19 protein-coding genes are annotated in these 22665 nt (G+C 71.0%); 12 read left to right on the top strand and 7 right to left on the bottom strand.

All coding sequences use genetic code 11. The annotated features are described in order from the left end of the window. Nucleotides 1-15 precede the first annotated feature (15 nt). The 7 genes from OOK31_RS23280 (at nucleotide 16) to OOK31_RS23250 (ending at nucleotide 6251) form a co-directional block, all read left to right on the top strand. Entirely contained in the window at nucleotides 16-855 is an 840-nt protein-coding gene (locus tag OOK31_RS23280) for an FtsQ-type POTRA domain-containing protein (RefSeq protein ID WP_323188243.1), read from the top strand. A gap of 279 nt (nucleotides 856-1134) precedes the next feature. Further along, a complete protein-coding gene (gene ftsZ / locus OOK31_RS23275) occupies nucleotides 1135-2337 on the top strand; it encodes a cell division protein FtsZ (RefSeq protein WP_267089240.1) in 1203 nt (400 codons plus the stop codon). After that, a complete protein-coding gene (gene pgeF / locus OOK31_RS23270; RefSeq protein WP_267089239.1) occupies nucleotides 2334-3065 on the top strand; it encodes a peptidoglycan editing factor PgeF in 732 nt (243 codons plus the stop codon). The genes ftsZ and pgeF overlap by 4 nt, the downstream gene beginning before the upstream one ends. Before the next feature lie 3 nt (nucleotides 3066-3068). Then, on the top strand, nucleotides 3069-3788 hold the full coding sequence (locus OOK31_RS23265; RefSeq protein WP_267089238.1) for a YggS family pyridoxal phosphate-dependent enzyme: 720 nt from the start codon (nucleotides 3069-3071) through the stop codon (nucleotides 3786-3788). A 170-nt stretch (nucleotides 3789-3958) separates the two neighbouring features. Continuing rightward, nucleotides 3959-4576 carry a cell division protein SepF gene (locus OOK31_RS23260; protein WP_267089237.1) on the top strand — a complete coding sequence of 206 codons (618 nt, stop codon included), beginning with the start codon at nucleotides 3959-3961 and terminating at the stop codon, nucleotides 4574-4576. Nucleotides 4577-4636: 60 nt separating this feature from the next. Then, a complete protein-coding gene (locus OOK31_RS23255) occupies nucleotides 4637-4933 on the top strand; it encodes a YggT family protein (protein WP_267089236.1) in 297 nt (98 codons plus the stop codon). 82 nt (nucleotides 4934-5015) lie between these two features. After that, entirely contained in the window at nucleotides 5016-6251 is a 1236-nt protein-coding gene (locus OOK31_RS23250; protein ID WP_267089235.1) for a DivIVA domain-containing protein, read from the top strand. A 365-nt stretch (nucleotides 6252-6616) separates the two neighbouring features. On the opposite strand, the gene ileS is transcribed toward OOK31_RS23250, so the two are convergent. Beyond that, entirely contained in the window at nucleotides 6617-9763 is a 3147-nt protein-coding gene (gene ileS, locus OOK31_RS23245) for an isoleucine--tRNA ligase (RefSeq protein WP_267089234.1), read from the bottom strand. Nucleotides 9764-10318: 555 nt separating this feature from the next. On the opposite strand from ileS, the gene OOK31_RS23240 reads away from it, so the two are divergent. The 4 genes from OOK31_RS23240 to OOK31_RS23225 all read left to right on the top strand — a co-directional run bounded on the left by OOK31_RS23240 (nucleotide 10319) and on the right by OOK31_RS23225 (nucleotide 14840). Beyond that, nucleotides 10319-11101 carry a TraR/DksA family transcriptional regulator gene (locus OOK31_RS23240; protein ID WP_267089233.1) on the top strand — a complete coding sequence of 261 codons (783 nt, stop codon included), beginning with the start codon at nucleotides 10319-10321 and terminating at the stop codon, nucleotides 11099-11101. A gap of 281 nt (nucleotides 11102-11382) precedes the next feature. After that, nucleotides 11383-11949, top strand: coding sequence for a signal peptidase II (lspA, locus tag OOK31_RS23235; protein WP_267089232.1), 567 nt, complete (start codon nucleotides 11383-11385; stop codon nucleotides 11947-11949). A 52-nt stretch (nucleotides 11950-12001) separates the two neighbouring features. Beyond that, nucleotides 12002-12943, top strand: a complete 942-nt coding sequence (locus OOK31_RS23230; RefSeq protein WP_267089231.1) for an RluA family pseudouridine synthase — start codon at nucleotides 12002-12004, stop codon at nucleotides 12941-12943. 304 nt (nucleotides 12944-13247) lie between these two features. Further along, the gene (locus OOK31_RS23225; RefSeq protein ID WP_267089230.1) at nucleotides 13248-14840 is read left to right on the top strand and encodes a Na+/H+ antiporter; all 1593 of its coding nucleotides are present in this window, start codon (nucleotides 13248-13250) and stop codon (nucleotides 14838-14840) included. Between the two features lie 33 nt (nucleotides 14841-14873). Here OOK31_RS23225 and OOK31_RS23220 read toward each other — a convergent pair whose 3' ends face one another. After that, entirely contained in the window at nucleotides 14874-15911 is a 1038-nt protein-coding gene (locus OOK31_RS23220; RefSeq protein ID WP_267089513.1) for a mechanosensitive ion channel family protein, read from the bottom strand. A 70-nt stretch (nucleotides 15912-15981) separates the two neighbouring features. Between OOK31_RS23220 and OOK31_RS23215 the strand changes: the two genes are divergently transcribed. Next, a complete protein-coding gene (locus tag OOK31_RS23215) occupies nucleotides 15982-16551 on the top strand; it encodes a dienelactone hydrolase family protein (protein WP_267089229.1) in 570 nt (189 codons plus the stop codon). 84 nt (nucleotides 16552-16635) lie between these two features. On the opposite strand, the gene OOK31_RS23210 is transcribed toward OOK31_RS23215, so the two are convergent. The 5 genes from OOK31_RS23210 to OOK31_RS23190 form a co-directional block, all read right to left on the bottom strand. Further along, complete coding sequence (locus OOK31_RS23210) at nucleotides 16636-17589, bottom strand: zinc metalloprotease (protein ID WP_267089512.1); 954 nt, start codon at nucleotides 17587-17589, stop codon at nucleotides 16636-16638. Nucleotides 17590-17812: 223 nt separating this feature from the next. Continuing rightward, entirely contained in the window at nucleotides 17813-19495 is a 1683-nt protein-coding gene (locus OOK31_RS23205) for an alkaline phosphatase (RefSeq protein WP_267089228.1), read from the bottom strand. A gap of 105 nt (nucleotides 19496-19600) precedes the next feature. Beyond that, nucleotides 19601-20395 (bottom strand): DsbA family protein, encoded by a 795-nt coding sequence (locus OOK31_RS23200; protein WP_267089227.1) that lies wholly within the window; start codon nucleotides 20393-20395, stop codon nucleotides 19601-19603. Nucleotides 20396-20448: 53 nt separating this feature from the next. After that, nucleotides 20449-21138, bottom strand: coding sequence for a hypothetical protein (locus OOK31_RS23195; RefSeq protein ID WP_267089226.1), 690 nt, complete (start codon nucleotides 21136-21138; stop codon nucleotides 20449-20451). Between the two features lie 62 nt (nucleotides 21139-21200). After that, nucleotides 21201-22526 (bottom strand): DUF2252 domain-containing protein, encoded by a 1326-nt coding sequence (locus tag OOK31_RS23190; protein ID WP_267089225.1) that lies wholly within the window; start codon nucleotides 22524-22526, stop codon nucleotides 21201-21203. Between the last annotated feature and the right edge of the window lie 139 nt (nucleotides 22527-22665).

The following is a 22665-nucleotide window of genomic DNA, read 5'->3' as shown; positions in this document are numbered from 1 at the left end:
CCAGGAGGCACAGGAGTGGCCGGAGCGACGACGGCGCGGCGCGGCACGTCCGGCCGGGCGGGCCGGGGCGGCAAGGGCGCAGGCTCCACCGAGCCGCCCGGGCCCCCCAAGTCGTCGAAGAGGTCCGGCCCGCGGGGCCCCGGTGGCGGAAGATCGCGCCGGGTCCCCGTACTGGCCTCCCTGGCCGCCGCCGTGCTCCTCGCCGGCGGCGGCACCTGGGTGCTCTACGGCTCCTCCTGGCTCCGCGTCGAGAAGGTCACGACCTCCGGCACCGGGGTGCTCACCCCCGAGCAGGTCCTCACCGCCGCGGCCGTGCCCGTCGGCGCACCCCTGGTGGGCGTCGACACCGACGAGATCGCGGACCGGCTGCGCAGGCGGCTGCCCCGCATCGATTCGGTCGACGTCGTGCGGTCCTGGCCGCACACGATCGGGCTGAAAGTGACGGAACGCAAACCCGTCCTGCTCATCAAGAAGGACGCGGAGTTCGTCGAAGTGGACGCGTCGGGTGTGCGATTCGACACGGTGCGACAGGCGCCGGCCGGAGTCCCGCTCCTCGACATGGCCGCGGAGGGCTCGCCCAGCGCCCGCCGCTTCGACGCGCAGCGGCTGCTGCGCGAGGCCGTCGGCATCGCCGGAGCCCTTCCCGAGGCCGTGGCCAAGGAGACCGTGCAGGTCAAGGTGCGGTCCTACGATTCGGTCGTTCTGGAGCTCACGAAGGGCCGGACGGTGGTGTGGGGGAGCGGCGAACTGGGTGAGGCGAAGGGGCGGGCGCTGACCGCTCTGCTCAAGGCCGCGCCCAAGGCCGACCACTTCGACGTGAGCGTTCCCACCGCCCCTGCGGTGTCCGGGAGTTGACGTCGGGTCCAACACCGACGCACCCTGGTTGGCCACCGATACGGGTGATCACATAGGGTGAAAAGAAAAACGGGAGGTTCGGCGTGTTCGTTGAACACGCGCTACTTGTCGACTTAGTGTCCTGTTCGGAAGAGTCCAAGGAACAGACACACCCCTAACCCTAAACTTCAGGGTGAGGGTTCGGGTCGGCGCGTACGGACCGTCCCACTTTCGGCATCAGTCGTCGCAACGCAGGCCCGCGAGGCGGCGACACGTAACTCGAGGCGAGAGGCCTTCGACGTGGCAGCACCGCAGAACTACCTCGCAGTCATCAAGGTCATCGGTGTCGGCGGCGGTGGTGTCAATGCCATCAACCGAATGATCGAGGTCGGTCTCAAGGGCGTCGAGTTCATCGCCATCAACACGGACGCCCAGGCGCTGTTGATGAGCGACGCCGACGTCAAGCTCGACGTCGGCCGGGAACTCACCCGGGGCCTCGGCGCCGGAGCCAACCCGGCCGTCGGTCGCAAGGCGGCAGAGGACCACCGCGAGGAGATCGAGGAGGTCCTCAAGGGGGCCGACATGGTCTTCGTCACCGCCGGTGAGGGCGGCGGCACCGGTACCGGTGGCGCACCCGTAGTCGCCAACATCGCGCGCTCGCTCGGCGCCCTGACGATCGGTGTGGTCACCCGGCCGTTCACCTTCGAGGGCCGGCGTCGCGCGAACCAGGCGGAGGACGGCATCGCCGAGCTCCGCGAAGAGGTCGACACCCTCATCGTCATCCCCAACGACCGGCTGCTGTCCATCTCGGACCGCCAGGTCAGCGTCCTCGACGCCTTCAAGTCGGCCGACCAGGTCCTGCTGTCGGGCGTCCAGGGCATCACCGACCTCATCACCACCCCGGGTCTGATCAACCTCGACTTCGCCGACGTCAAGTCCGTGATGTCCGAGGCCGGCTCGGCCCTGATGGGCATCGGCTCGGCCCGCGGCGACGACCGCGCGGTGGCCGCGGCCGAGATGGCGATCTCCTCGCCGCTGCTGGAGGCCTCCATCGACGGCGCGCGCGGCGTGCTGCTCTCCATCTCCGGCGGCTCGGACCTCGGTCTCTTCGAGATCAACGAGGCCGCGCAGCTGGTCAGCGAGGCCGCGCACCCCGAGGCGAACATCATCTTCGGCGCCGTCATCGACGACGCGCTCGGCGACGAGGTACGCGTCACCGTGATCGCGGCCGGCTTCGACGGCGGACAGCCCCCGGCCCGCCGGGACAACGTCATCGGTGCAGCGTCCACCAAGCGCGAGGAGCCGGCCCCGGCACCCGTCCGCGCCCCCGAGCCGGTACGCCCGGCTTTCGGCGGACTCGGCACGGTCACCCCGCGTGAGGAGCCCCCGGCTCCGGTGGAGATCCCGGTCGAGGCCGCGGCTCCCGCGCCGCAGGTCCCGACGGCCCGGCCGTACCAGGACAGCCCGGCCGAGGAACTGGATGTCCCGGACTTCTTGAAGTGACACTGGGGCAGCACATCGAGAACGGCGCCCATTTCGCCTTCACCGACAGGTGGGGCGGAGTGAGCGCCGTTCCGTACGAGGAGCTCAATCTCGGCGGCGCGGTCGGAGACGACCCGGCCGCCGTTCGCGCGAACCGGGCCGCCGCGGCCGGGCAGCTGGGCATCGACCCGGACCTGGTCGTCTGGATGAACCAGGTCCACGGCCGTGACGTCGCGGTGGTGGACGGTCCCTGGGGGCCGGGCCAGGAGATCCCGGCGGTGGACGCGGTGGTGACCGCCCGTCGGGGGCTCGCCCTCGCGGTCCTCACCGCCGACTGCACACCGGTCCTGCTGGCCGACCCCGTCGCCGGGATCGCCGGAGCCGCCCACGCCGGGCGGCCGGGGCTGGTCGCCGGGGTGGTGCCGGCCGCCGTCGAGGCGATGGTGGCCCTGGGCGCGGACCCCGCGCGCATGGTCGCCCGTACCGGACCGGCCGTCTGCGGGCACTGCTACGAGGTGCCGGCGCAGATGCGGGAGGCGGTCGCCGAGGTGGTGCCGGCCGCGTGGGCCGAGACCAGCTGGGGGACACCCGCCGTCGACGTGGTCGCCGGGGTGCACGCGCAGTTGGCGGAGGCGGGGGTGGTGAACGGTCACCGCTCCCCGGTCTGCACACTGGAGTCGCGGGACCACTTCTCGTACCGCCGCGACCGGGTGACCGGGCGGCTCGCCGGATATGTCTGGTTGGACTAGGGAATGACAGAGCGTAAGTCGGAGCTCGCCGAGAACCTCGCGCGGGTGGAGGAACGTATCTCGTCCGCCTGCGCGGCCGCCGGCCGCCGGCGGGAGGAGGTGGCCCTGATCGTGGTCACCAAGACCTACCCGGCGAGCGACGTACGACTGCTGGCGGACCTGGGTGTCCGTCATGTTGCGGAAAACCGCGACCAGGATGCCGCCCCCAAGGCCGCGGCCTGCGCGGATCTGCCGCTCAGCTGGCACTTCGTGGGCCAGTTGCAGACGAACAAAGTCCGTTCCGTGGCGGGATACGCGCAGGTGGTGCAGTCGGTCGACCGGCCGAAGCTCGTCACCGCACTGTCGGCGGCCGCGGAGAGCCAGGGCCGCGAGATCGGCTGCCTCGTGCAGATCGCCCTCGACGCGGAGTCGGGGGAGCGCGGGAGCCGCGGCGGCGCGGCCCCCGATCTGCTGCCGGAGTTGGCGGACCTCCTGGCCGCCGCGCCGGGGCTGCGGATCGACGGCCTCATGACGGTGGCTCCGCTGTCCGGCCCCTACGCGGGACGCGAACAGGCTGCCTTCGAGCGGCTGATGGAATTGTCATCCGGCCTGCGCGCGGACCATCCGGCTGCCACGATGGTCTCGGCCGGAATGAGCGCGGACCTGGAACAGGCCGTGCTGGCGGGTGCGACACATGTACGCGTCGGCACTGCGGTACTCGGCGCGAGACCCCGGCTCGGGTAACGTCGCGAAGAAAGTCGGACCACAGCAGAAAATATGGTCATTTCCGCAGATGAGCGGACAGACCACGTGGATCGCGGGCAGTTGGTGACTTTGGTGACACAGCTAACTGGCTGACTGACACAGCGACACCTGCGACAGGGCGATCCACCACAGAGCGGAGGACTCGGAGAATGGCCGGCGCGATGCGCAAGATGGCGGTCTACCTCGGCCTCGTGGAGGACGACCGGTACGACAACCCGGGGTACGACCCCGATGACGAGTTCGAGCCCGAGCCGGAACCGGAGCGTCCGCGGGAGCGGGAGCGCCGGCAGCAGCCCGTGCACCAATCGCCCGTATCGGACGAACCGGTACGAATCACTCAGCCTCCGGCGCAGCGGGAGCCCCTCCCAATTCCGTCAGAAAACGGACGTCCCGCGCGAATTGCCCCCGTGGCATCCATCACACCTGACCGCACCAACCTGGAGAAGAACGCCCCCGTGATCATGCCCAAGGTCGTCTCCGAGCGGGAGCCGTACCGCATCACGACGCTGCACCCCCGGACCTACAACGAGGCCCGTACCATCGGGGAACACTTCCGTGAGGGCACTCCGGTGATCATGAATCTCACGGAGATGGACGACACGGACGCGAAGCGTCTCGTGGACTTCGCCGCCGGCCTCGTCTTCGGCCTGCACGGCAGTATTGAACGCGTGACACAGAAGGTGTTCCTGCTGTCGCCTGCTAACGTCGATGTCACGGCGGAGGACAAGGCCCGCATCGCGGAGGGCGGGTTCTTCAACCAAAGCTAGACCGATCCGTCAGATACGGGACCGGGAACAGAGCGGAAGCAGGGGAGAGGGAAGCGCGGGATGGGCGTCGCACTGCAAGTGGTCTACATCGCGCTGGTGTGCTTCTCCATCGTGCTGATCTTCCGACTGGTCATGGACTACGTGTTCCAGTTCGCACGTTCATGGGCACCCGGCAAGGCGATGGTGGTCGTTCTGGAGGCCACCTACACTGTCACCGATCCACCGCTCAAGCTTCTTCGGCGATTCATTCCGCCGTTGCGTCTCGGGGGCGTGGCACTCGACCTGTCCTTCTTCGTTCTGATGATCATCGTTTACATCCTGATCAAGCTCGTCGCCGTCGCTGCGAGCAGCGTGTGAACGACGAGCTTCCCCGCAGGCGCGGGGACAGTCCCGATACGGTCTTGCCGACTGCCGACGACTACGTAGAGGTGAAGAAGACATGCCGCTGACTCCCGAGGACGTGCGGAACAAGCAGTTCACGACCGTCCGCCTGCGAGAAGGCTATGACGAGGACGAGGTCGACGCCTTCCTCGACGAGGTCGAGTCCGAACTGACGCGCCTGCTGCGCGAGAACGAGGACCTGCGCGCCAAGCTGGCCGCCGCGACGCGTGCCGCCGCGCAGAACCAGCAGCAGCAGCAGCAGAACATGCGCAAGCCCGAGCCCCAGGACCAGCGCGGCCCGGGTGCCCCCGTGCCGGCGGCCATATCCGGCCCGCCGCAGCAGCAGCAGCCGCAGATGGGCCCGCCGCAGCTGCCGGGCGGCCAGCCGCAGCTGCCCCCGGGCCCCGGCGGACACGGACCTCAGGGTCCGGGCCCGATGGGCAACCCCATGCAGCAGCAGTCCATGGGCGGCCAGCAGTCCATGGGTGGCCAGAACCCGATGCAGCAGCAGATGGGCCAGCAGATGCAGCCCATGCAGCAGCAGCAGTCGATGGGTGGCCAGAACCCGCTCGGCCAGCCCATGGGGCAGCAGATGCAGCCGATGGGCCAGCAGATGCAGCCCATGGGTCAGCAGATGCAGCAGATGGGCCAGCCGCAGCTCCCGCAGCAGGGCCCCGGTGGCGACAGCGCCGCCCGCGTCCTGTCGCTCGCGCAGCAGACCGCCGACCAGGCGATCGCGGAGGCCCGTTCCGAGGCCAACAAGATCGTCGGCGAGGCGCGCAGCCGCGCCGAGGGCCTGGAGCGGGACGCCCGCGCCAAGGCCGACGCGCTGGAGCGGGACGCGCAGGAGAAGCACCGCGTCGCGATGGGCTCCCTGGAGTCCGCCCGCGCCACGCTGGAGCGCAAGGTCGAGGACCTGCGGGGCTTCGAGCGCGAGTACCGTACGCGACTGAAGTCCTACCTGGAGTCGCAGCTGCGCCAGCTGGAGACCCAGGCCGACGACTCCCTGGCGCCGCCGCGCGGGCCCTCCGGCCCGGCGCTGCCGCCGTCGCCGTCCCCGTCGATGGCGCCCGCCGGTGCGATGGGGCACTCCATGGGGGGTCCGTCCATGGGCGGCCCGTCCCCGATGGGTGGTCCCTCCCCGATGAACGGTGGCCCGTCCTACGGCGGCCAGCAGCAGATGTCCCCGGCGATGACGCAGCCGATGGCTCCGGTGCGGCCGGTTGCTCCGCAGCCGATGCAGCAGGCGCCGTCTCCCATGCGGGGCTTTCTGATCGACGAGGACGACAACTAAGCGCCGCCGCCGCGTCTGTCGGCAGTCTTACGGGCCGGGCCCGGGTTCCTTTGGGAACCCGGGCCCGGCCCGTTCCCGTACCCGGGTGGTACCGGTGCGTGCCGCTGCGCGGGCCCGTTCCCCTACCCGCCCTTCCACCGTTCCCTGGGGCTCCGCCCCAGACCCCGCGCCTCAAACGCCGGCGGGGCTGGATGTGGCCGGCGTAGCCGTTTCAGCCTCGCCGGCGTTTGAGGCGCGGGCGCGGAGCGCCGTGTCTTGAGCCGCGCCGGCGATTGAGGCGGGAACGGAGGAAGGGTGGGGCGGGGAGAAAGCAAAGCGGCCCGTACCCCCCTCGGAGGGAGGGGTACGGGCCGCTGGGCCGGGGGTTATGCCTTGCGGAGGCGGAAGGTCAGGGACAGGGGCTCGTCCGTGAAGGGGTCGCCGTAGGTCGCGTCGGCCTCGCCGGAGGCGAAGTCCGTGGACAGGACCTCGTCCGCGATCAGGGCCGCGTGGTCCGTCAGGGCCGTCACGACCTCCGGGTCCGCCGAGGACCACCGCAGGGCGATGCGGTCCGCGACGTCCAGGCCGGAGTTCTTGCGGGCCTCCTGGATCAGGCGGATCGCGTCACGGGCCAGGCCCGCGAGCCGCAGCTCCGGGGTGATCTCCAGGTCCAGGGCGACCGTCGCGCCGGAGTCGGACGCCACCGACCAGCCCTCGCGCGGGGTCTCCGTGATGATGACCTCCTCCGGGGTGAGGGTGACCGGCTCGCCGTTCACCTCCACGGACGCCTCGCCGGAGCGCAGGGCCAGGGACAGCGCCGCCGCGTCGGCCGCGGCCACCGCCTTCGCCACGTCCTGGACGCCCTTGCCGAAGCGCTTGCCCAGCGCACGGAAGTTCGCCTTCGCCGTCGTGTCCACCAGGGACCCGCCGACCTCCGACAGGGAGGCCAGGGAGGAGACGTTCAGCTCCTCCGTGATCTGCGCCTGGAGCTCCGGGGAGAGGGCGTCGAAGCCGACCGCCCCGACCAGCGCCCGCGAGAGCGGCTGGCGGGTCTTGACCCCGGATTCCGCGCGGGTCGCGCGGCCCAGCTCCACGAGGCGGCGTACCAGCAGCATCTGCTGGGACAGGGCCGGGTCGATCAGGGCGGGGTCCGGGACCGGCCACGTGGACAGGTGCACCGACTCCGGGGCCTCCGGGGTGACCGGGACGATCATGTCCTGCCAGACCCGCTCCGTGATGAAGGGGGTGAGGGGGGCCATCAGGCGGGTGACCGTCTCCACGACCTCGTGCAGGGTGCGCAGCGCGGCCGCGTCGCCCTGCCAGAACCGGCGGCGCGAGCGGCGCACGTACCAGTTCGACAGGTCGTCGACGAAGGAGGACAGGAGCTTGCCGGCGCGCTGGGTGTCGTACGCCTCCATCGCGTCCGTGACCTCGGTGACGAGGGTGTGGAGCTCGGACAGCAGCCAGCGGTCGAGGACCGTGCGGTCGGCCGGGGCCGGGTCCGAGGCCGACGGGGCCCAGTTCGCCGTACGGGCGTACAGGGCCTGGAAGGCCACCGTGTTCCAGTACGTGAGGAGGGTCTTGCGGACCACCTCCTGGATCGTGCCGTGGCCGACGCGCCGCGCCGCCCACGGGGAACCGCCGGCCGCCATGAACCAGCGCACCGCGTCCGCGCCGTGCTGGTCCATGAGCGGGATCGGCTGGAGGATGTTGCCCAGGTGCTTGGACATCTTGCGGCCGTCCTCGGCGAGGATGTGGCCCAGGCAGACCACGTTCTCGTAGGAGGACTTGTCGAAGACGAGGGTGCCGACCGCCATCAGGGTGTAGAACCAGCCGCGCGTCTGGTCGATGGCCTCCGAGATGAACTGCGCCGGGTAGCGCTTCTCGAAGATCTCCTTGTTCTTGTACGGGTAGCCCCACTGCGCGAACGGCATCGAGCCCGAGTCGTACCAGGCGTCGATGACCTCCGGCACGCGGACCGAGGTCAGGGAGCAGCCCTCGTGCGTGCAGGTGAAGGTGATGTCGTCGATGTACGGGCGGTGCGGGTCCAGGGCGGACTGGTCCTGCCCGGACAGCTCGCTCAGCTCGGCGCGGGAGCCGACGCAGGTGAGGTGGTTCTCCTCGCAGCGCCAGATCGGCAGCGGGGTGCCCCAGTAGCGGTTGCGGGACAGCGCCCAGTCGATGTTGTTGTTCAGCCAGTCGCCGAAGCGGCCCTGCTTGACCGAGTCCGGGAACCAGTTCGTCTTCTCGTTCTCCCGCAGCATCGCGTCCTTGACGGCGGTGGTGCGGATGTACCAGGACGGCTGCGCGTAGTAGAGCAGCGCCGTGTGGCAGCGCCAGCAGTGCGGGTAGCTGTGCTCGTAGGCGATGTGCTTGAAGAGCAGGCCGCGCGCGTCGAGGTCGGCGGTCAGCTTCTCGTCGGCCTTCTTGAAGAACACGCCGCCGACCAGCGGGACGTCCTCCTCGAAGGTGCCGTCGGGGCGGACCGGGTTCACGACGGGCAGGCCGTACGCGCGGCAGACCGCGAGGTCGTCGGCGCCGAAGGCGGGGGACTGGTGGACCAGACCCGTACCGTCCTCGGTCGTGACGTACTCGGCGTTCACGACGTAGTGGGCCGGCTCGGGGAATTCCACCAGCTCGAAGGGGCGCTGGTACGTCCAGCGCTCCATCTCCTTGCCCGTGAAGGTCTGGCCGGTGGCCTCCCAGCCCTCGCCGAGGGACTTCTCCAGCAGCGGCTGGGCGACGACCAGCTGTTCCTCGCCGTTCGTGGCGACGACGTAGGTGACCTCGGGGTGCGCGGCGACGGCGGTGTTGGAGACCAGGGTCCAGGGGGTCGTCGTCCACACCAGGAGGGCGGCCTCGCCCGCGAGGGGGCCGCTCGTCAGCGGGAAGCGGACGTAGACCGAGGGGTCCACGACCGTCTCGTAGCCCTGCGCCAGCTCGTGGTCCGAGAGGCCGGTGCCGCAGCGCGGGCACCAGGGGGCGACGCGGTGGTCCTGGGTGAGCAGGCCCTTGTTGAAGATCTCCTTCAGCGACCACCACACGGACTCGACGTACTCGGGGTCCATGGTGCGGTAGGCGTCGTCCAGGTCGACCCAGTAGCCCATGCGGGTCGTGAGCTCGGTGAACGCGTCGGTGTGGCGGGTCACGGACTCGCGGCACTTGGCGTTGAACTCGGCGATGCCGTACGCCTCGATGTCCTGCTTGCCGTTGAAGCCGAGCTCCTTCTCGACGGCGAGCTCGACGGGCAGGCCGTGGCAGTCCCAGCCGGCCTTGCGGGCCACGTGGTAGCCGCGCATGGTGCGGAAGCGGGGGAAGACGTCCTTGAAGACGCGGGCCTCGATGTGGTGCGCGCCGGGCATGCCGTTCGCGGTCGGCGGGCCCTCGTAGAAGACCCATTCGGGGCGGCCCTCGGACTGCTCCAGCGTCTTGGCGAAGGTCTTGCTCTCGCGCCAGAAGTCGAGGACTGCGTGCTCCAGGGCAGGCAGGTCGACCTGGGCGGGGACCGGGCGGTACTGCGGCGGTGTGGTCATGAGGCTGAACTCTTCCTCCGGCGGGGTGTCACTTCCGTCCGGAGGGACGAGAGCACTGACTGCTCCCGCGGTACCACCCTCCTTGGCCCCCCGGACGTGCCGGACGGCCCCCTCATTGGGGTGCGAAGCCGGTTCTACAGGCCCTACGGGGATCCGTACGGGCTTTCTTCCGGCGGCTCCGGGGTGATCCTTCGCATCGCGCTCGCCCCCGGGCTCTCACCGTCCCCGGGTCGCTCCTGGCTGCGTCCGACGCTACTCGTCCCCATCCATGCCTCTCGCTGCGCCCAGTGTACGGGCCGGGGCGCGGGACGGCAGACCGGTTTACGCCGACGGGGCCGGGGCGCGGAGGGCGTTCCCATATGACCCGAATGGTCTGATCGTTCCCTCCTGGATCCACTGGGGCGGGTGGGGCGGATTACCGGGCTTCCCGCTGGGCACAACGGATGCAGGTTGACCTCGCTGGACGCGTGCCCCGTTGCCGTCGGGTCGGCGCCGATTTATCGTTCCGGCACGATTCGCGAACAAGATCACAGTATGTGAAAAGGGGCCGCGGCCATGGTGGCGAAGAAGACGGCGACGCAGGAGGTGGCTGCTGTGCCAGGCTCCACGCCTGCCGCCAAACGGGCTGCTCCGGCCAAGAAGGCGGCGGCGAAGAAGGCCGCGGCGGCCGAGCGGACCCCGGCGGCGAAGAAGGCCCCGGCGAAGAAGGCCGTGAAGGCCGCTGCGAAGAAGGTCGCGGCGGCCGACGGGACGGCGGCGGCCGTGAAGAGCACCACGAGCAAGGCAGCGGCCGAGGCGGCCGGGGCCGAGGGGGCGGCCCCGGCCGCGCGGAAGACGGGAGCTCGGAAAGTGGTTGCCAAGAAGACTGCGGGTACGGCCAGGAAGACGGCGTCGGCCGGCGGCGGGCTCCCCAAGGCGCGGGGCGCCCAGGCCACGCCCCCCGGGGAGCTCGCCGTCCGTCCGGGGGAGGACCCCTGGACGGAGACGGAGGTCGAGGAGGCCCGTACGGAGCTGCTGTCCGAGGTGCTGCGGCTGCGCGCCGAGCTCGACGCGTCCGAGGTGGCCATCACCGGCCTGATGCGGGACTCGGGCGACGGCGCGGGCGACGACCAGGCCGACACCGGCACCAAGAACATCACCCGGGAGTCCGAGCTCGCCCTGGCGGCGAACGCGACCTCGATGCTGGAGCAGACCGAGCGCGCCCTGGAACGGCTGGAGGCGGGCACGTACGGCCTCTGCGAGAACTGCGGCCAGCCCATCGGCAAGGCGCGGATGCAGGCCTTCCCCCGGGCGACGCTCTGCGTGGACTGCAAGCAGAAGCAGGAGCGGAGGCACTAGGGCCTGTCGTCGAACTCGCGTCGTCGCCCGGAAGGCGGCCCCGCGGCGTCTGGTGCGTGCTCTCGGCGTGCCGGGCGGAAGCCCGCGTACCGGACGTACTCGGTCTTTCGCCCGGTGCGGCGAGAGCGCGTGCCAGGCGTCGAGGGGCAGACGGGAGTTTGACGACAGGCCCTAGGCGGGATGTGCGGACCCTGACGTACTCTCGTCGTGTCTCGTCAGGGTTCGAACCTGGCTGGGCTGATCGTCGGCAAGCTGGTTCGAAGATAGTTCGAGGGACTCACGTGGCAGAGGCGGAGCGCATCATCGGTACGCCGGAGGTCGGGGACGACGCCGAGCCCCAGTCGGAGCCGGCCGCGCCCAGGGGGCACCGGCGGATCGCCGCGCTGCTGGTGGTGGCGGTACTCGCGTACCTGCTCGACCTCGGCAGCAAGATGGTCGTCGTGGCGAAGCTGGAGCACCAGCCGCCGATCGAGATCATCGGTGACCTGCTGAAGTTCGAGGCGGTCCGCAATCCCGGCGCCGCCTTCGGCTTCGGCGAGGCCTTCACGATCATCTTCACCTGCATCGCGGCCACCGTGATCGTGGTGATCGTGCGGCTGGCCCGCAAGCTGTACAGCCTGCCGTGGGCGATCGCGCTCGGCCTGCTGCTGGGCGGGGCGCTGGGCAATCTGACCGACCGGATCTTCCGTTCTCCGGGCGTTTTCCGGGGGGCGGTCGTCGACTTCATCGCGCCCGCCCACTTCGCGGTGTTCAACCTGGCCGACTCGGCGATCGTGTGCGGCGGCATCCTGATCGTCCTGCTCTCTTTCAAGGGCCTGGACCCGGACGGCACCGTCCACAAGGACTGATCGCGCACTGATCGCGGGAATCGTCGGCGGTCGAGTCCTGCATACTCGACGGGTGAGTACGATTCCCGAGATCCGCACCCTGCCCGTTCCCGATGGCCTCGAAGGCGAGCGGGTCGACGCCGCAATCGCCCGTATGTTCGGTTTTTCCCGGACGAAGGCGGCCGAGCTGGCATCGGAGGGGAAGGTCTCGGTCGACGGCAGCGTCGTCGGCAAGTCGGAACGCGTGCACGGCGGCGCCTGGCTCGAAGTCGAGATGCCCGCCCCGCCGCGCCCGGTCGAGCTCGTCGCCGAGCCCGTGCCCGGCATGGAGATCGTCCACGACGACGACGACATCGTGGTCATCATGAAGCCGGTCGGCGTCGCCGCCCACCCCAGCCCCGGCTGGACCGGCACCACCGTCATCGGCGGCCTCGCCGCCGCCGGCTACCGGATCTCCACCTCCGGCGCGTCCGAGCGCCAGGGCATCGTGCACCGCCTCGACGTCGGCACCTCCGGCCTGATGGCCGTGGCCAAGTCCGAGCGCGCCTACACCTCGCTGAAGAACCAGTTCCGCGAGCGGGTCGTCGACAAGCGCTACCACGCGCTGGTGCAGGGCCACCCGGACCCGATGAGCGGCACCATCGACGCGCCGATCGGCCGCCACCCCAGCGCCGACTACAAGTGGGCCGTGACGCAGGAGGGCAAGGCCTCCGTCACCCACTACGACCTCATCGAGGCCTTCCGCGCGGCGTCGCTGCTGGACATCAAGCTGGAGACGGGGCGCACGCACCAGATCCGCGTGCACATGTCCGCGCACCGCCATCCCTGTGTCGGCGACCTCACCTACGGCGCCGACCCGACCGTCGCCAAGCGGCTCGGGCTGACCCGGCAGTGGCTGCACGCGGTGCGGCTCGGCTTCGAGCACCCGGGCGATGGGCAGTGGGTGGAGTTCGAGAGCACCTACCCGGCGGACCTTCAGCACGCGCTGGACGTGATCCGGGCCGAGAGCCAGTAGTAGCGCCTTCTGACGCGCCGCCGGTCCCGGTGGCTGGCGCCCGTCTGCCGTCTGCGGGTGTGTGCCGCTGCGCGGGGCTGGTCCCCTGCCCGCCCTTCCACCGTTCCCGCCTCAAACGCCGGCGCGGCTCACTACACGGCGCTCCGCGCCCGCGCCTCAAACGCCGGCGGGGCTGGGTAGATCCAGCCCCGCCGGCGTTTGAGGCGCGGGGTCTGGGGCGGAGCCCCAGGTCTTGAGCCGCGTCGGCGGTGCCGAGGGGCGCGTCAGGGGACGGCCTGGCGCAGCGGGCTGGCAGGGTGGGGGAGTGGATCAGCTTGCTCTGCTGTTCGTGCTGTTGCTCGGGGCCGTGGTGACCGTTCCGCTCGGGGACCGGCTCGGGCTGCCGGCGCCCGTGCTGATGACCATCGGCGGTGTGGCGCTGGCGCTGGTGCCGGCCGTGCCGAACGTCGACGTGCCGCCCGAGTACATCCTGCCGCTGGTGCTGCCCCCGCTGCTCTACGCCTCCGTACAGCGGACCTCCTGGCGGCAGTTCGCCGCCAATGTCCGGCCGATCCTGCTGCTCGCGGTGGCCCTGGTGTTCGTGACGACCGCCGCCGTCGCCGCCGTCGCGCACGCCGTCGTCCCCGGGCTGCCCGTGGCCGCGGCCGTCGCGCTCGGCGCGCTCGTCGCCCCGCCCGACCCCGTGGCCGCCACGGCCGTCGCCGGACAGCTGGGGCTGCCGCGCCGGATGGTGTCCATCCTGGAGGGCGAGGGGCTGTTCAACGACGTCACCGCCATCGTGCTCTACCACGTGGCCGTCGCCGCCGCCGTGAGCGGCAGCTTCTCCTGGCCGGACGCGCTCGGGGAGTTCGTGCTGTCCGCCGTGGTCGCGGTGGCCGTCGGGCTCGCGCTCGGCTGGGCCGCGAGCCGGCTGATGGGGCGGCTCGGCGACGCCACCCTCCAGATCGGGCTGACGCTGCTGGTGCCGTTCGTGGCGTACGTGCTCGCGGAGGAGCTGCTCGGGTCGGGGGTGCTGGCCGTGCTGACGACGGCCCTGTTCCTCGCCGAGTACGCCACCGACGCCGACGACGTGCTGGGCCGCCTCGCCGGGCACACGTTCTGGGAGGTCGTCGACACCCTGGTCACCGGTGTGGCCTTCGGGCTGATCGGGCTCGAACTGCACAACGTCTTCGGCGTGGCCGAGGGGCGGGCCTGGGAGATGGCGGGCTGGGCGGCGGTGGTGGTCGCGGTGGTGGTCGTCGTACGGCTGGTGTGGCTGCTGCCGGCGGGCTGGCTGGCGCAGCGGCTGCACCGGCGGCGCGACTACGACGAGGAGATCCCGCTGAGCTGGCGGGAGAGCGTGGTGATGTGGTGGGCCGGGATGCGCGGGGTGGCCTCGGTGGCGCTGGCGCTGGCCGTCCCGCTGCGGACGGACGCCGGTGAGCCCTTCCCCGCGCGGGACGAGATCATCTTCATCGCCTTCGCCGTGATCATGGCGACCCTGGTGTGCCAGGGCCTGACACTGCCGTGGCTGGTGCGGCGGCTGGGGGTGGAGGCGGACGCCGACGCCGGGCGCGAGACCGAACGGCAGCTGGCGGTGCGGGCCGCGAAGGCCGCCAAGCGACGCCTCAAGGAGATCGAGCAGGTCGAGGACCTCCCCGAGGACCTGGTGGAGACCCTCTACCGGCGGGCGTACGACGTGGGGGCCCGCATCAGCCCCGAGATGGTGGACGAGGAACGGCGCGAGGCGTACGCCCAGCGGGTGGAGCGGATCCGCGACGTCCAGCGGATCCAGCGGGAGATGATGTCGGCGGCCCGGCACGAGGTGCTGGCGGCGCGCAGCGAGCCGGGGGCCGACCCGGAGATCGTGGACCGGGTCCTGCGCCACCTGGACGTCCGCAGCCTGCGCAGCCCGTAGCCACGTACGTGGCCCCGTACCGCCCGCGTGCGCTCACGGACGGGGGTCGGTCTCCGAGGTGGTGACGCGGGGGAAGGCGTACGGGTGTTGCGCGGACAGCCAGACGATCAGCTGCTCGCGCACCGCGCAGCGCAGGGTGAACACCTCGTCGGCGTTCTTCGCGGTGACCACGGCCCGGACCACGATGGTGTTGGGGGTGGTGTCGGTGACGGCCAGGGAGCCGCTGCGGCCGTCCCATTCGGGGATGTCCTTGAGCAGCTCGTCGAGCTTGTCCCGCATGAGGGCGACGGGCGCCGAGTGGTCCAGGTGCCAGAAGACGGTGCCGGTCATCTCGGCCCCGCCGCGCGACCAGTTCTCGTAGGGCTTGCTGGTGAAGTACGACACGGGCATCGTGATGCGGCGTTCGTCCCAGGTGCGGACCACGAGGAAGGTCAGGGTGATCTCCTCGACGGTGCCCCACTCCTTGTCGACGACCACGGTGTCCCCGATGCGGACGGTGTCGCCGAAGGCGATCTGGAGTCCGGCGAAGAGGTTCCCGAGGGAGGACTGCGCGGCGATGCCGGCCACGATGCCCAGAACCCCCGCCGAGGCCAGCATCGAGGCCCCGGCCACCCTCATGGCGGGGAAGGTCAGCAGCATCGCGGCGACGGCCACCACCACCGCCACGGCGGTGAGCACCCGCTGGATCAGGGCGACCTGGGTGCGGACCCGGCGGACCCGGGGCTCGTCCGGGGAGGCGGCGGCATAGCGGGCGTACGCCGAGTCCACTATGGCCGTGGCGATGCGCACCAGCAGCCAGGACGTCGAGGCGATCATCACCAGGGTCAGGACGTGGCCCACCCCGGCGGAGTGGCCGGGCAGGATCCGGGCCTGCCGGTGCGAGCTCTGCAGCAGGGCCGTGGCCAGCACCAGCCGGAAGGGCGGTACGCAGCGGCGCAGCCGGCCCCACAGGGGGGTTTCGCGGTGCCGGGCGTCCGCCTTGCGCAGCAGCAGGTCGAGCAGCCACCCGGCGAGCAGGGTGATGACCAGTGTGGCGACGACGAACACCACGGGACGTACGACGTTCTCCATCTCCATACGGGAGAACGTAACCGCGCGGAGCCCTCGTATCCCTCTGTTCGGCGAATGGCACGATGGAGGGATGAACATCATGCTCTTCCACTCCACGTACGGGCTGCGGCCCGCGGTGCACGCGGCGGCCGACCGGCTGCGCGCGGCCGGGCACCAGGTGCAGGTGCCCGACCTCTTCGAGGGCCGTACGTTCGCGACGGTCGAGGAGGGGATGGCCTTCCAGGAGGAGACCGGCCGCGACGAGCTGCTCAAGCGGGCCGTCCTGGCCTCCGCGCCCCACTCCGACCAGGGCCTGGTCTACGCGGGCTTCTCCTTCGGCGGCTCCGTCGCCCAGCACCTGGCGCTGGCCGACGACAAGGCGCGCGGGCTGCTGCTCCTGCACGGTACGGCGGACCTCCAGGAGGACGCCTCGGCCGACGAGCTGCCGGTGCAGCTGCACATCGCGGACCCGGACCCCTTCGAGCCGGGCGACTGGCTGAACGCCTGGTACCTGCGGATGCGGCGGGCCGGGGCGGACGTGGAGGTCCACCGCTACCCGGGCGCCGGGCACATCTTCACGGACCCGGACCTGGACGACTACGACGCGGAGGCCGCCGAGGAGACCTGGCGGGCCGCGCTCGGCTTCCTCGACAGCCTGTAGGGCGGGGAGAAGAGCAGCGGAGAACAGCAGGGGCACGGTCCGGCGGGAGAGCGCCGGGCCGTGCCCCTGGTGCGTGGTGCGGGATCAGGCGCGGTACGCCGTCCACATGCTCTTCATCCGCGACACCTGGCCGGCGGTGAACTGGTACATGCAGGAGTCGTACGTGTAGTCCATGAAGTTGTGGATCGGGTCGACGCCCGCCTTGCTGGCGCAGGAGTCACGGCCCGTGGGGCACTCGAAGGCCGCGCTCTTCTCGGCCGGGGTGTCGGCGACGGAGTCACCGCTGCCCGTGCAGCCGCCCTGGAAGGTGTGGTAGAGGCCGAGCCAGTGGCCGACCTCGTGGGTGGCGGTGTCGCCCTCGTTGTAGTTGGCGGCGGAGCCGCCGGGCAGCGAGGAGTTGAGCAGGACGACGCCGTCCATCTTGGGCTGCGAGGCGTAGGAGCTGGGGAAGGTCGCCCAGCCGAGCAGGCCGCCGCCGAGGTTGGCGGTGTAGATGTTCAGCGCGTTCTTGTCACCCTTGCGCAGGGTGTTCTTCATGTCCTTCTCGGCCTGGGTGCCGTCGGAGACGTTGTACCAGGCCGAATTGTCGGTGTAGTCGGTACCGGCCAGGGAGAACTGGAAGCCGGAGTCGACGTTGCCGGTGCCCTGGCCCGCGTAGGCGGCGTTGAGGACCGAGATCTGGCTGTTGATCTGGGTGGCCGTCAGCTTGCCGGTGGTCCCGGAGTGGATGACGTGCACGTAGACCGGGATGGAGGTCGCGGCGGCGGCGCCGGCGACGCCCTCGGTCCGCTGCGGGGACAGCTGGAGCTCGCCGAGCTTCTTCTTCAGGTCGGCGTCCATGGCCTTGACCTGGGCCTCGCTGACCTCGTTGGGCTCGGCCGCGTGCTGGTCCTTGGGGCGGGCGACGCGGGCGTTGGCCGCGCCGGAGGACTCCTCGGCACAGACCTCGGCGCCGGTCTTGGCGGAGGCGGCGGCGGCGCCGGCGGGCGCCGTGAGGGGGGCGAAGGCCAGGGTGGACGCCAGGACTGCCGTGCCCATGAGGCGGCGGCGGAGAAGGGGGGATATGCGGGCAACAGCGCGCACGTTGACTCCTCGCGAAGCGTGGTGGGGGGTGAGGTATTTCCTCACGCTGGCCGGAATCTTACGTGTGCATGTCATTCAATTGGCAAGTACTCGTAGGTTAAAGATTTGTTGCCGATGATGCAGGAGGGGCCCCTGGTCTGCACCAGGGGCCCCTTCACGCAGGAAATTTGACGGACTGTCAGTAAACCGGACGGTCGGCCCGTTCCACCTTCTGCGTGCCGGTCAGAGTGCGGTAGGAGCGCGACCAGGAGGCGGTCGCGTCCTGCCGCCGCTTGTCCGAGACGACGTAGTAGTCCATCTGCGAGCGCTCGGCCGTCACGTCGAGCACGCCGTAGCCGTGCGCGTCCATGTCCAGCCACTTGACGTGCCAGTTCGCCGCCTTGATGGCCGATTCCGCGACCAGCGAGACGGTGTCCGGCAGCACGTGCAGCATGTCGTCGAGGTTGTCGGAGGTCACCGACGTGACCACGAACTCGGTCGCCGCCGTCCCCGAACCCGGGTACGTCGCCATGTTCACCGGGACCTCGTTCGCCCACGCCATGTGGATGTCGCCGGTCAGGAACACGGTGTTCTTGACGTTGCGGTCCTTCAAGTGGCCCAGGAGCTCCTTGCGATCGTCCGTGTACCCGTCCCACTGGTCCACATTGATCGCTATTCCGCCCTCGGGCAGGCCGAGCAGCTTGGCGAGCGGCTTCAGCAGGTGCGCGGGCAGCGAGGCGAAGGCCACCGGCGAGATCATCACCGAGGTGCCGACCAGCTTCCAGGTCGCGTCCGAGCCCGCCAGCCCGGCCTTGAGCCAGTCCAGCTGGGCGCGCCCGGTGATGGTGCGCTCCGGGTCGTCCACCCCGCCGTTGCCGACCTTGGACTGCTGCGAGCGGAAGGACCGCAGGTCCAGCAGGTGCAGATCGGCGAGGGTGCCGAAGCGCAGGCGGCGGTAGACGGTGCCGGCGATCGAGGTGCGGACGGGCATCCACTCGAAGTACGCCTGCTTGGCGGCGGCCGCGCGGGCCGCCCACGCGCCCTCGGCGTCCGGGGTGTGGTTCTCGGCGCCGCCCGACCAGGCGTCGTTCGCGAACTCGTGGTCGTCCCAGATCGCGACGATCGGGTGGGCCGCGTGCAGGGACTGGAGGTCGGCGTCCGTCTTGTACTTGCCGTGCCGGGTGCGGTAGTCGGCCAGCGAGACGATCTCGTGCTTCGGCTCGTGCTGGCGCACGACGTACTTCGCCTCCGGGTAACCCCCGCTCTGGTACTCGTATATGTAGTCGCCCAGGTGCAGGACCGCGTGCAGGTCGCTACGGGCGGCCAGGTGCCGGTACGCCGAGAAGTACCCCGACTCCCAGTTGGCGCAGGAGACCACACCGAAGCGGATCCCGGGCGTGGCCGCCTCGGTGGCCGGGGCGGTCAGGGTGCGCCCGACGGGGGAGACTGCGGAGCCGGCGGTGAACCGGTACCAGTACGGGGTCTGCGGGCGCAGGCCGCGCACGTCCGCCTTGACCGTGTGGTCGGAGGCGGTCGAGGAGGTGACCGAACCGCTCGCCACGACACGGGAGAAGGCCTTGTCCTCGGCCACCTCCCAGCCGACGGCGGTGGCCTGGCCGAGGCCTGAGCCCGGTACGGCCTCGGGAGCCGGGGTGACACGGGTCCACAGCAGGACCCCGTCGGGCAGCGGGTCGCCCGAGGCGACGCCGTGCAGGAAGGCGGGGGCCGCCTCCGCCGCGTGGGCGGCCGAGGAGCCCAGGGCGGAGATCGGCGCGAGCGCGGCCGTGGCGGCGGCGGCCAGGACGACCGTACGGCGGCGCGGGCGTGCCGGGCGCGCGGCGGAGCCGGCGGCTTCGGCAGAAGGGATGAGATGACTGGTCACGGATGGTCATATTACTGAGGGGTACGGGTTTGAGACAGTCTCGAAAAGACAACGGACGGGCGAACTCTGAGAGTTCGCCCGCCCGTCGGTCCGTCAGGGGGAGTGTCAGCCGGCGACGGCCTTGTCCACCGCCGCCGTGAACGCGTCCGCCGTCTGCGGGGTCTCTATCTTCTTGCCGTCCATCTTCAGCGTGGGAGTGCCCTTCACGTCCGACGCGTTGAAGGCCTTCGACATCTCCATCGCCCACCGGTCGTACGTACCGTCCTCGACGGCCTTCTTGAACTCGGCGTTGTCCTTGAGCGCCGGCACCGTGGCCGCGACCTTGAGCAGGTAGTCGTCCTTGGCGAAGGAGTCGACGGTCTCCTCCGGGTGCAGCTCCTTCGAGTACAGCGCGCCCTTGAAGTCGAGGAAGGCCTGCGGGCTCACGTTCAGCGCCGCGCCCAGCGCGCTCAGCGCGTTCTTCGAGCCCTCGCCCTTGGCCATGTTGTCGATGAAGGTGGCACCGAAGTAGCGGAGCTTGTACTTGCCCGCGTCCACGTCCTTCTTGACCTGCTCGCCCACCGCCTGCTCGAACTGGGCGCACGCCGGGCAGCGCGAGTCCTCGTACAGCTCGAGGGTCTTCTTCGCGTCGGCCTTGCCGATGACGACCGTGGTGCCGTTCTCGCCCTCGGTGTTCTTCGGCTTCACCAGGGCGGCCTCCTCGGCCTTCTCCCAGTAGCCGGGCTGGTTGGCCTGGACGACGGCGTAACCGACGCCGCCCGCCAGGGCCAGCACACCGACGACCGCGCCGGCCACGACCAGCTGCCGGCGGGCCCGGTCCTTCTTGGCCTGCTTCTCGCGCTCGGCGCGCAGCTTCTCGCGGGCCGCCTGCTTGTTGGCCTGGCTGTTGCGTGAACTCATGGTGATCTCCGTGGGAGGTGAAAGAGGGAAGAGGGGTGACTGCCGTACGCGTCTCAGGCGCTCGCGAGCGCCGTGCGTACGGGAGGTCCCCGCCGTCCCACGGAATGTGCCGGGAAGCGGGTACGGGCCCCCGCGCGCGCCAGGAGCGGACGCAGCGCCCGCCCGGCCCGGCCGGCGGGCACCGCCACCGAGGCCACCGCCAGCAGCAGCGGCCGGAACGCGCAGACGGCCGCCGCGCGCAGCAGCCGGGCCAGCGCCCGCTCGCCGTGGCGCAGCCAGGCGGCGGCCAGCAGTCCGACCGTGACGTGCCCGCCGAGCAGCAGCCAGGGCGTCCACGGCCCCGGCGCGGCCAGCAGCGCCGCCGGATCACCGGCGGGCCCGGCCACCCCGGGCAGCGAACCGCCCACCGGGGTCCCGCCGCACAGCTCGTCCAGCCCCATCGCGCGCAGCGGCCCGGAGACCGGGCCGCCCGCGGGGCCGTAACAGACGTGCTGCCCGGCGGTGAAGACGGTGTCGGCGGCGAGCTCCAGCGGAACGAGCAGCGCGGCGATCGGGCCGAAGCCCCGCTCCCGGCCGGCCAGCGCGAAGGAGAGCGCGAAGACCGTGGCGAAGGCCCCGCCGATCAGCGCGGGCGGCAGCGGCACCTGGGACATCAGCACGTGGGTGCCGGCCGAGAGCAGCACGACGAGCGCGCTGAACAGCGCGGCCCGCAGCCCCCTCAGCCCTGCCCCTGATATGTCCATCGCCGCGAGTCTGCCATGCCTCCCTGTGAAACCAGGGCCCAGGGTCTGGTACTCCCCGGGACCTACGGCGTGATCCGGCCGTTGCGGAAGAGGTCCACGAAGATCTGGTGGTCGGCCCGGGCCCGCGCCCCGTAGGCGTGCGCGAAGTCCACCAGCAGGCTGGGGAAGCCCTCCTCGTCGGCGGCGATGGCCGCGTCGATGGCGCGTTCGGTGGAGAACGGCACCAGGGACTGGCCGCTCTCCGCCGCGTCGGCCGCCGCGTGCATGGTGGCCGTGGCCCGGCCCAGGTCCGCGACCACCGCCGCGATCTCCTCAGGGTCGTCCAGGTCGGACCAGTCCAGGTCCACCGCGTACGGGGAGACCTCCGCCACCAGCTGCCCGGCGCCGTCCAGCTCGGTCCAGCCCAGCCACGGGTCGGCGTGCGCCTGCAGGGCCCGCTGGGAGATCACCGTGCGGTGCCCCTCGTGCTGGAAGTACTCGCGCACCGCCCGGTCGGTGACGTGCCGGGACACGGCGGGGGTCTGCGCCTGCTTGAGGTAGATCACGACGTCGTTCTCCAGGGCGTCGCTGTGCCCCTCCAGCAGGATGTTGTACGAGGGCAGGCCGGCCGAGCCGATGCCGACGCCGCGGCGGCCGACCACGTCCTTGACCCGGTAGGAGTCGGGGCGCACCAGCGACTCCTCCGGCAGGGTCTCCAGGTACCCGTCGAAGGCGGCCAGCACCTTGTAGCGGGTGGCCGCGTCCAGCTCGATCGCCCCTCCGCCCGAGGAGAAGCGGCGCTCGTGGTCGCGGATCTCGGTCATCGAGTCCAGCAGGGAGAAACGGGTACGGGAGCGGGCGTCGCGCAGGGCGGCCAGCAGCGGGCCGTCGGCGGTGTCGAGGGTGAAGGAGGGGACCTCCTCGTGCTTGGCCCCCGCGGCCAGGTGGTGGATGCGCTCCCGGTAGGCGCCCGCGTAGATCCGCACCAGCGCGCTGATCTGCTCGTCGCTGAGGGCCTTGGTGTAGCCGATCAGCGCGATCGAGGCGGCGAAGCGCTTGAGGTCCCAGGTGAACGGGCCGACGTAGGCCTCGTCGAAGTCGTTGACGTTGAAGACCAGCCGGCCGTTGGAGTCCATGTAGGTGCCGAAGTTCTCGGCGTGCAGATCGCCGTGGATCCACACCCGGCCGGTGCGCTCGTCCAGGTAGGGGCCGCCGTGCCGGTCGCGCTCCAGGTCGGCGTAGAAGAGGCAGGCCGTGCCCCGGTAGAAGGCGAAGGCGGAGGCCGCCATCTTGCGGAATTTGACCTGGAAGGCGGCCGGGTCTGCGGCGAGCAGCTCACCGAACGCGGTGTCGAACACGTCGAGTATCTGCTCGGCGCGCTGCTCGTCGGTGGTCTCGGGGACCGCCATGGGTGCCTCCTGGCGCTGGAACGGTAGCTGGGCCGGGACCCGTCCGCGCTGCCGCCGGTGCGGCGGGCGCGGGCAAGGGCCCCGCCCCTCCAGACGGCAGCCGGGGGGTTCCGGTTCTGTGCCCGTAGAAGGTATCGGG

Source organism: Streptomyces sp. NBC_00249, assembly GCF_026342355.1.
GTDB lineage: Bacteria > Actinomycetota > Actinomycetes > Streptomycetales > Streptomycetaceae > Streptomyces.
The sequence above is the reverse complement of the archived record's forward strand: the minus strand, read 5'-3'. Positions and strand labels throughout refer to the sequence as shown.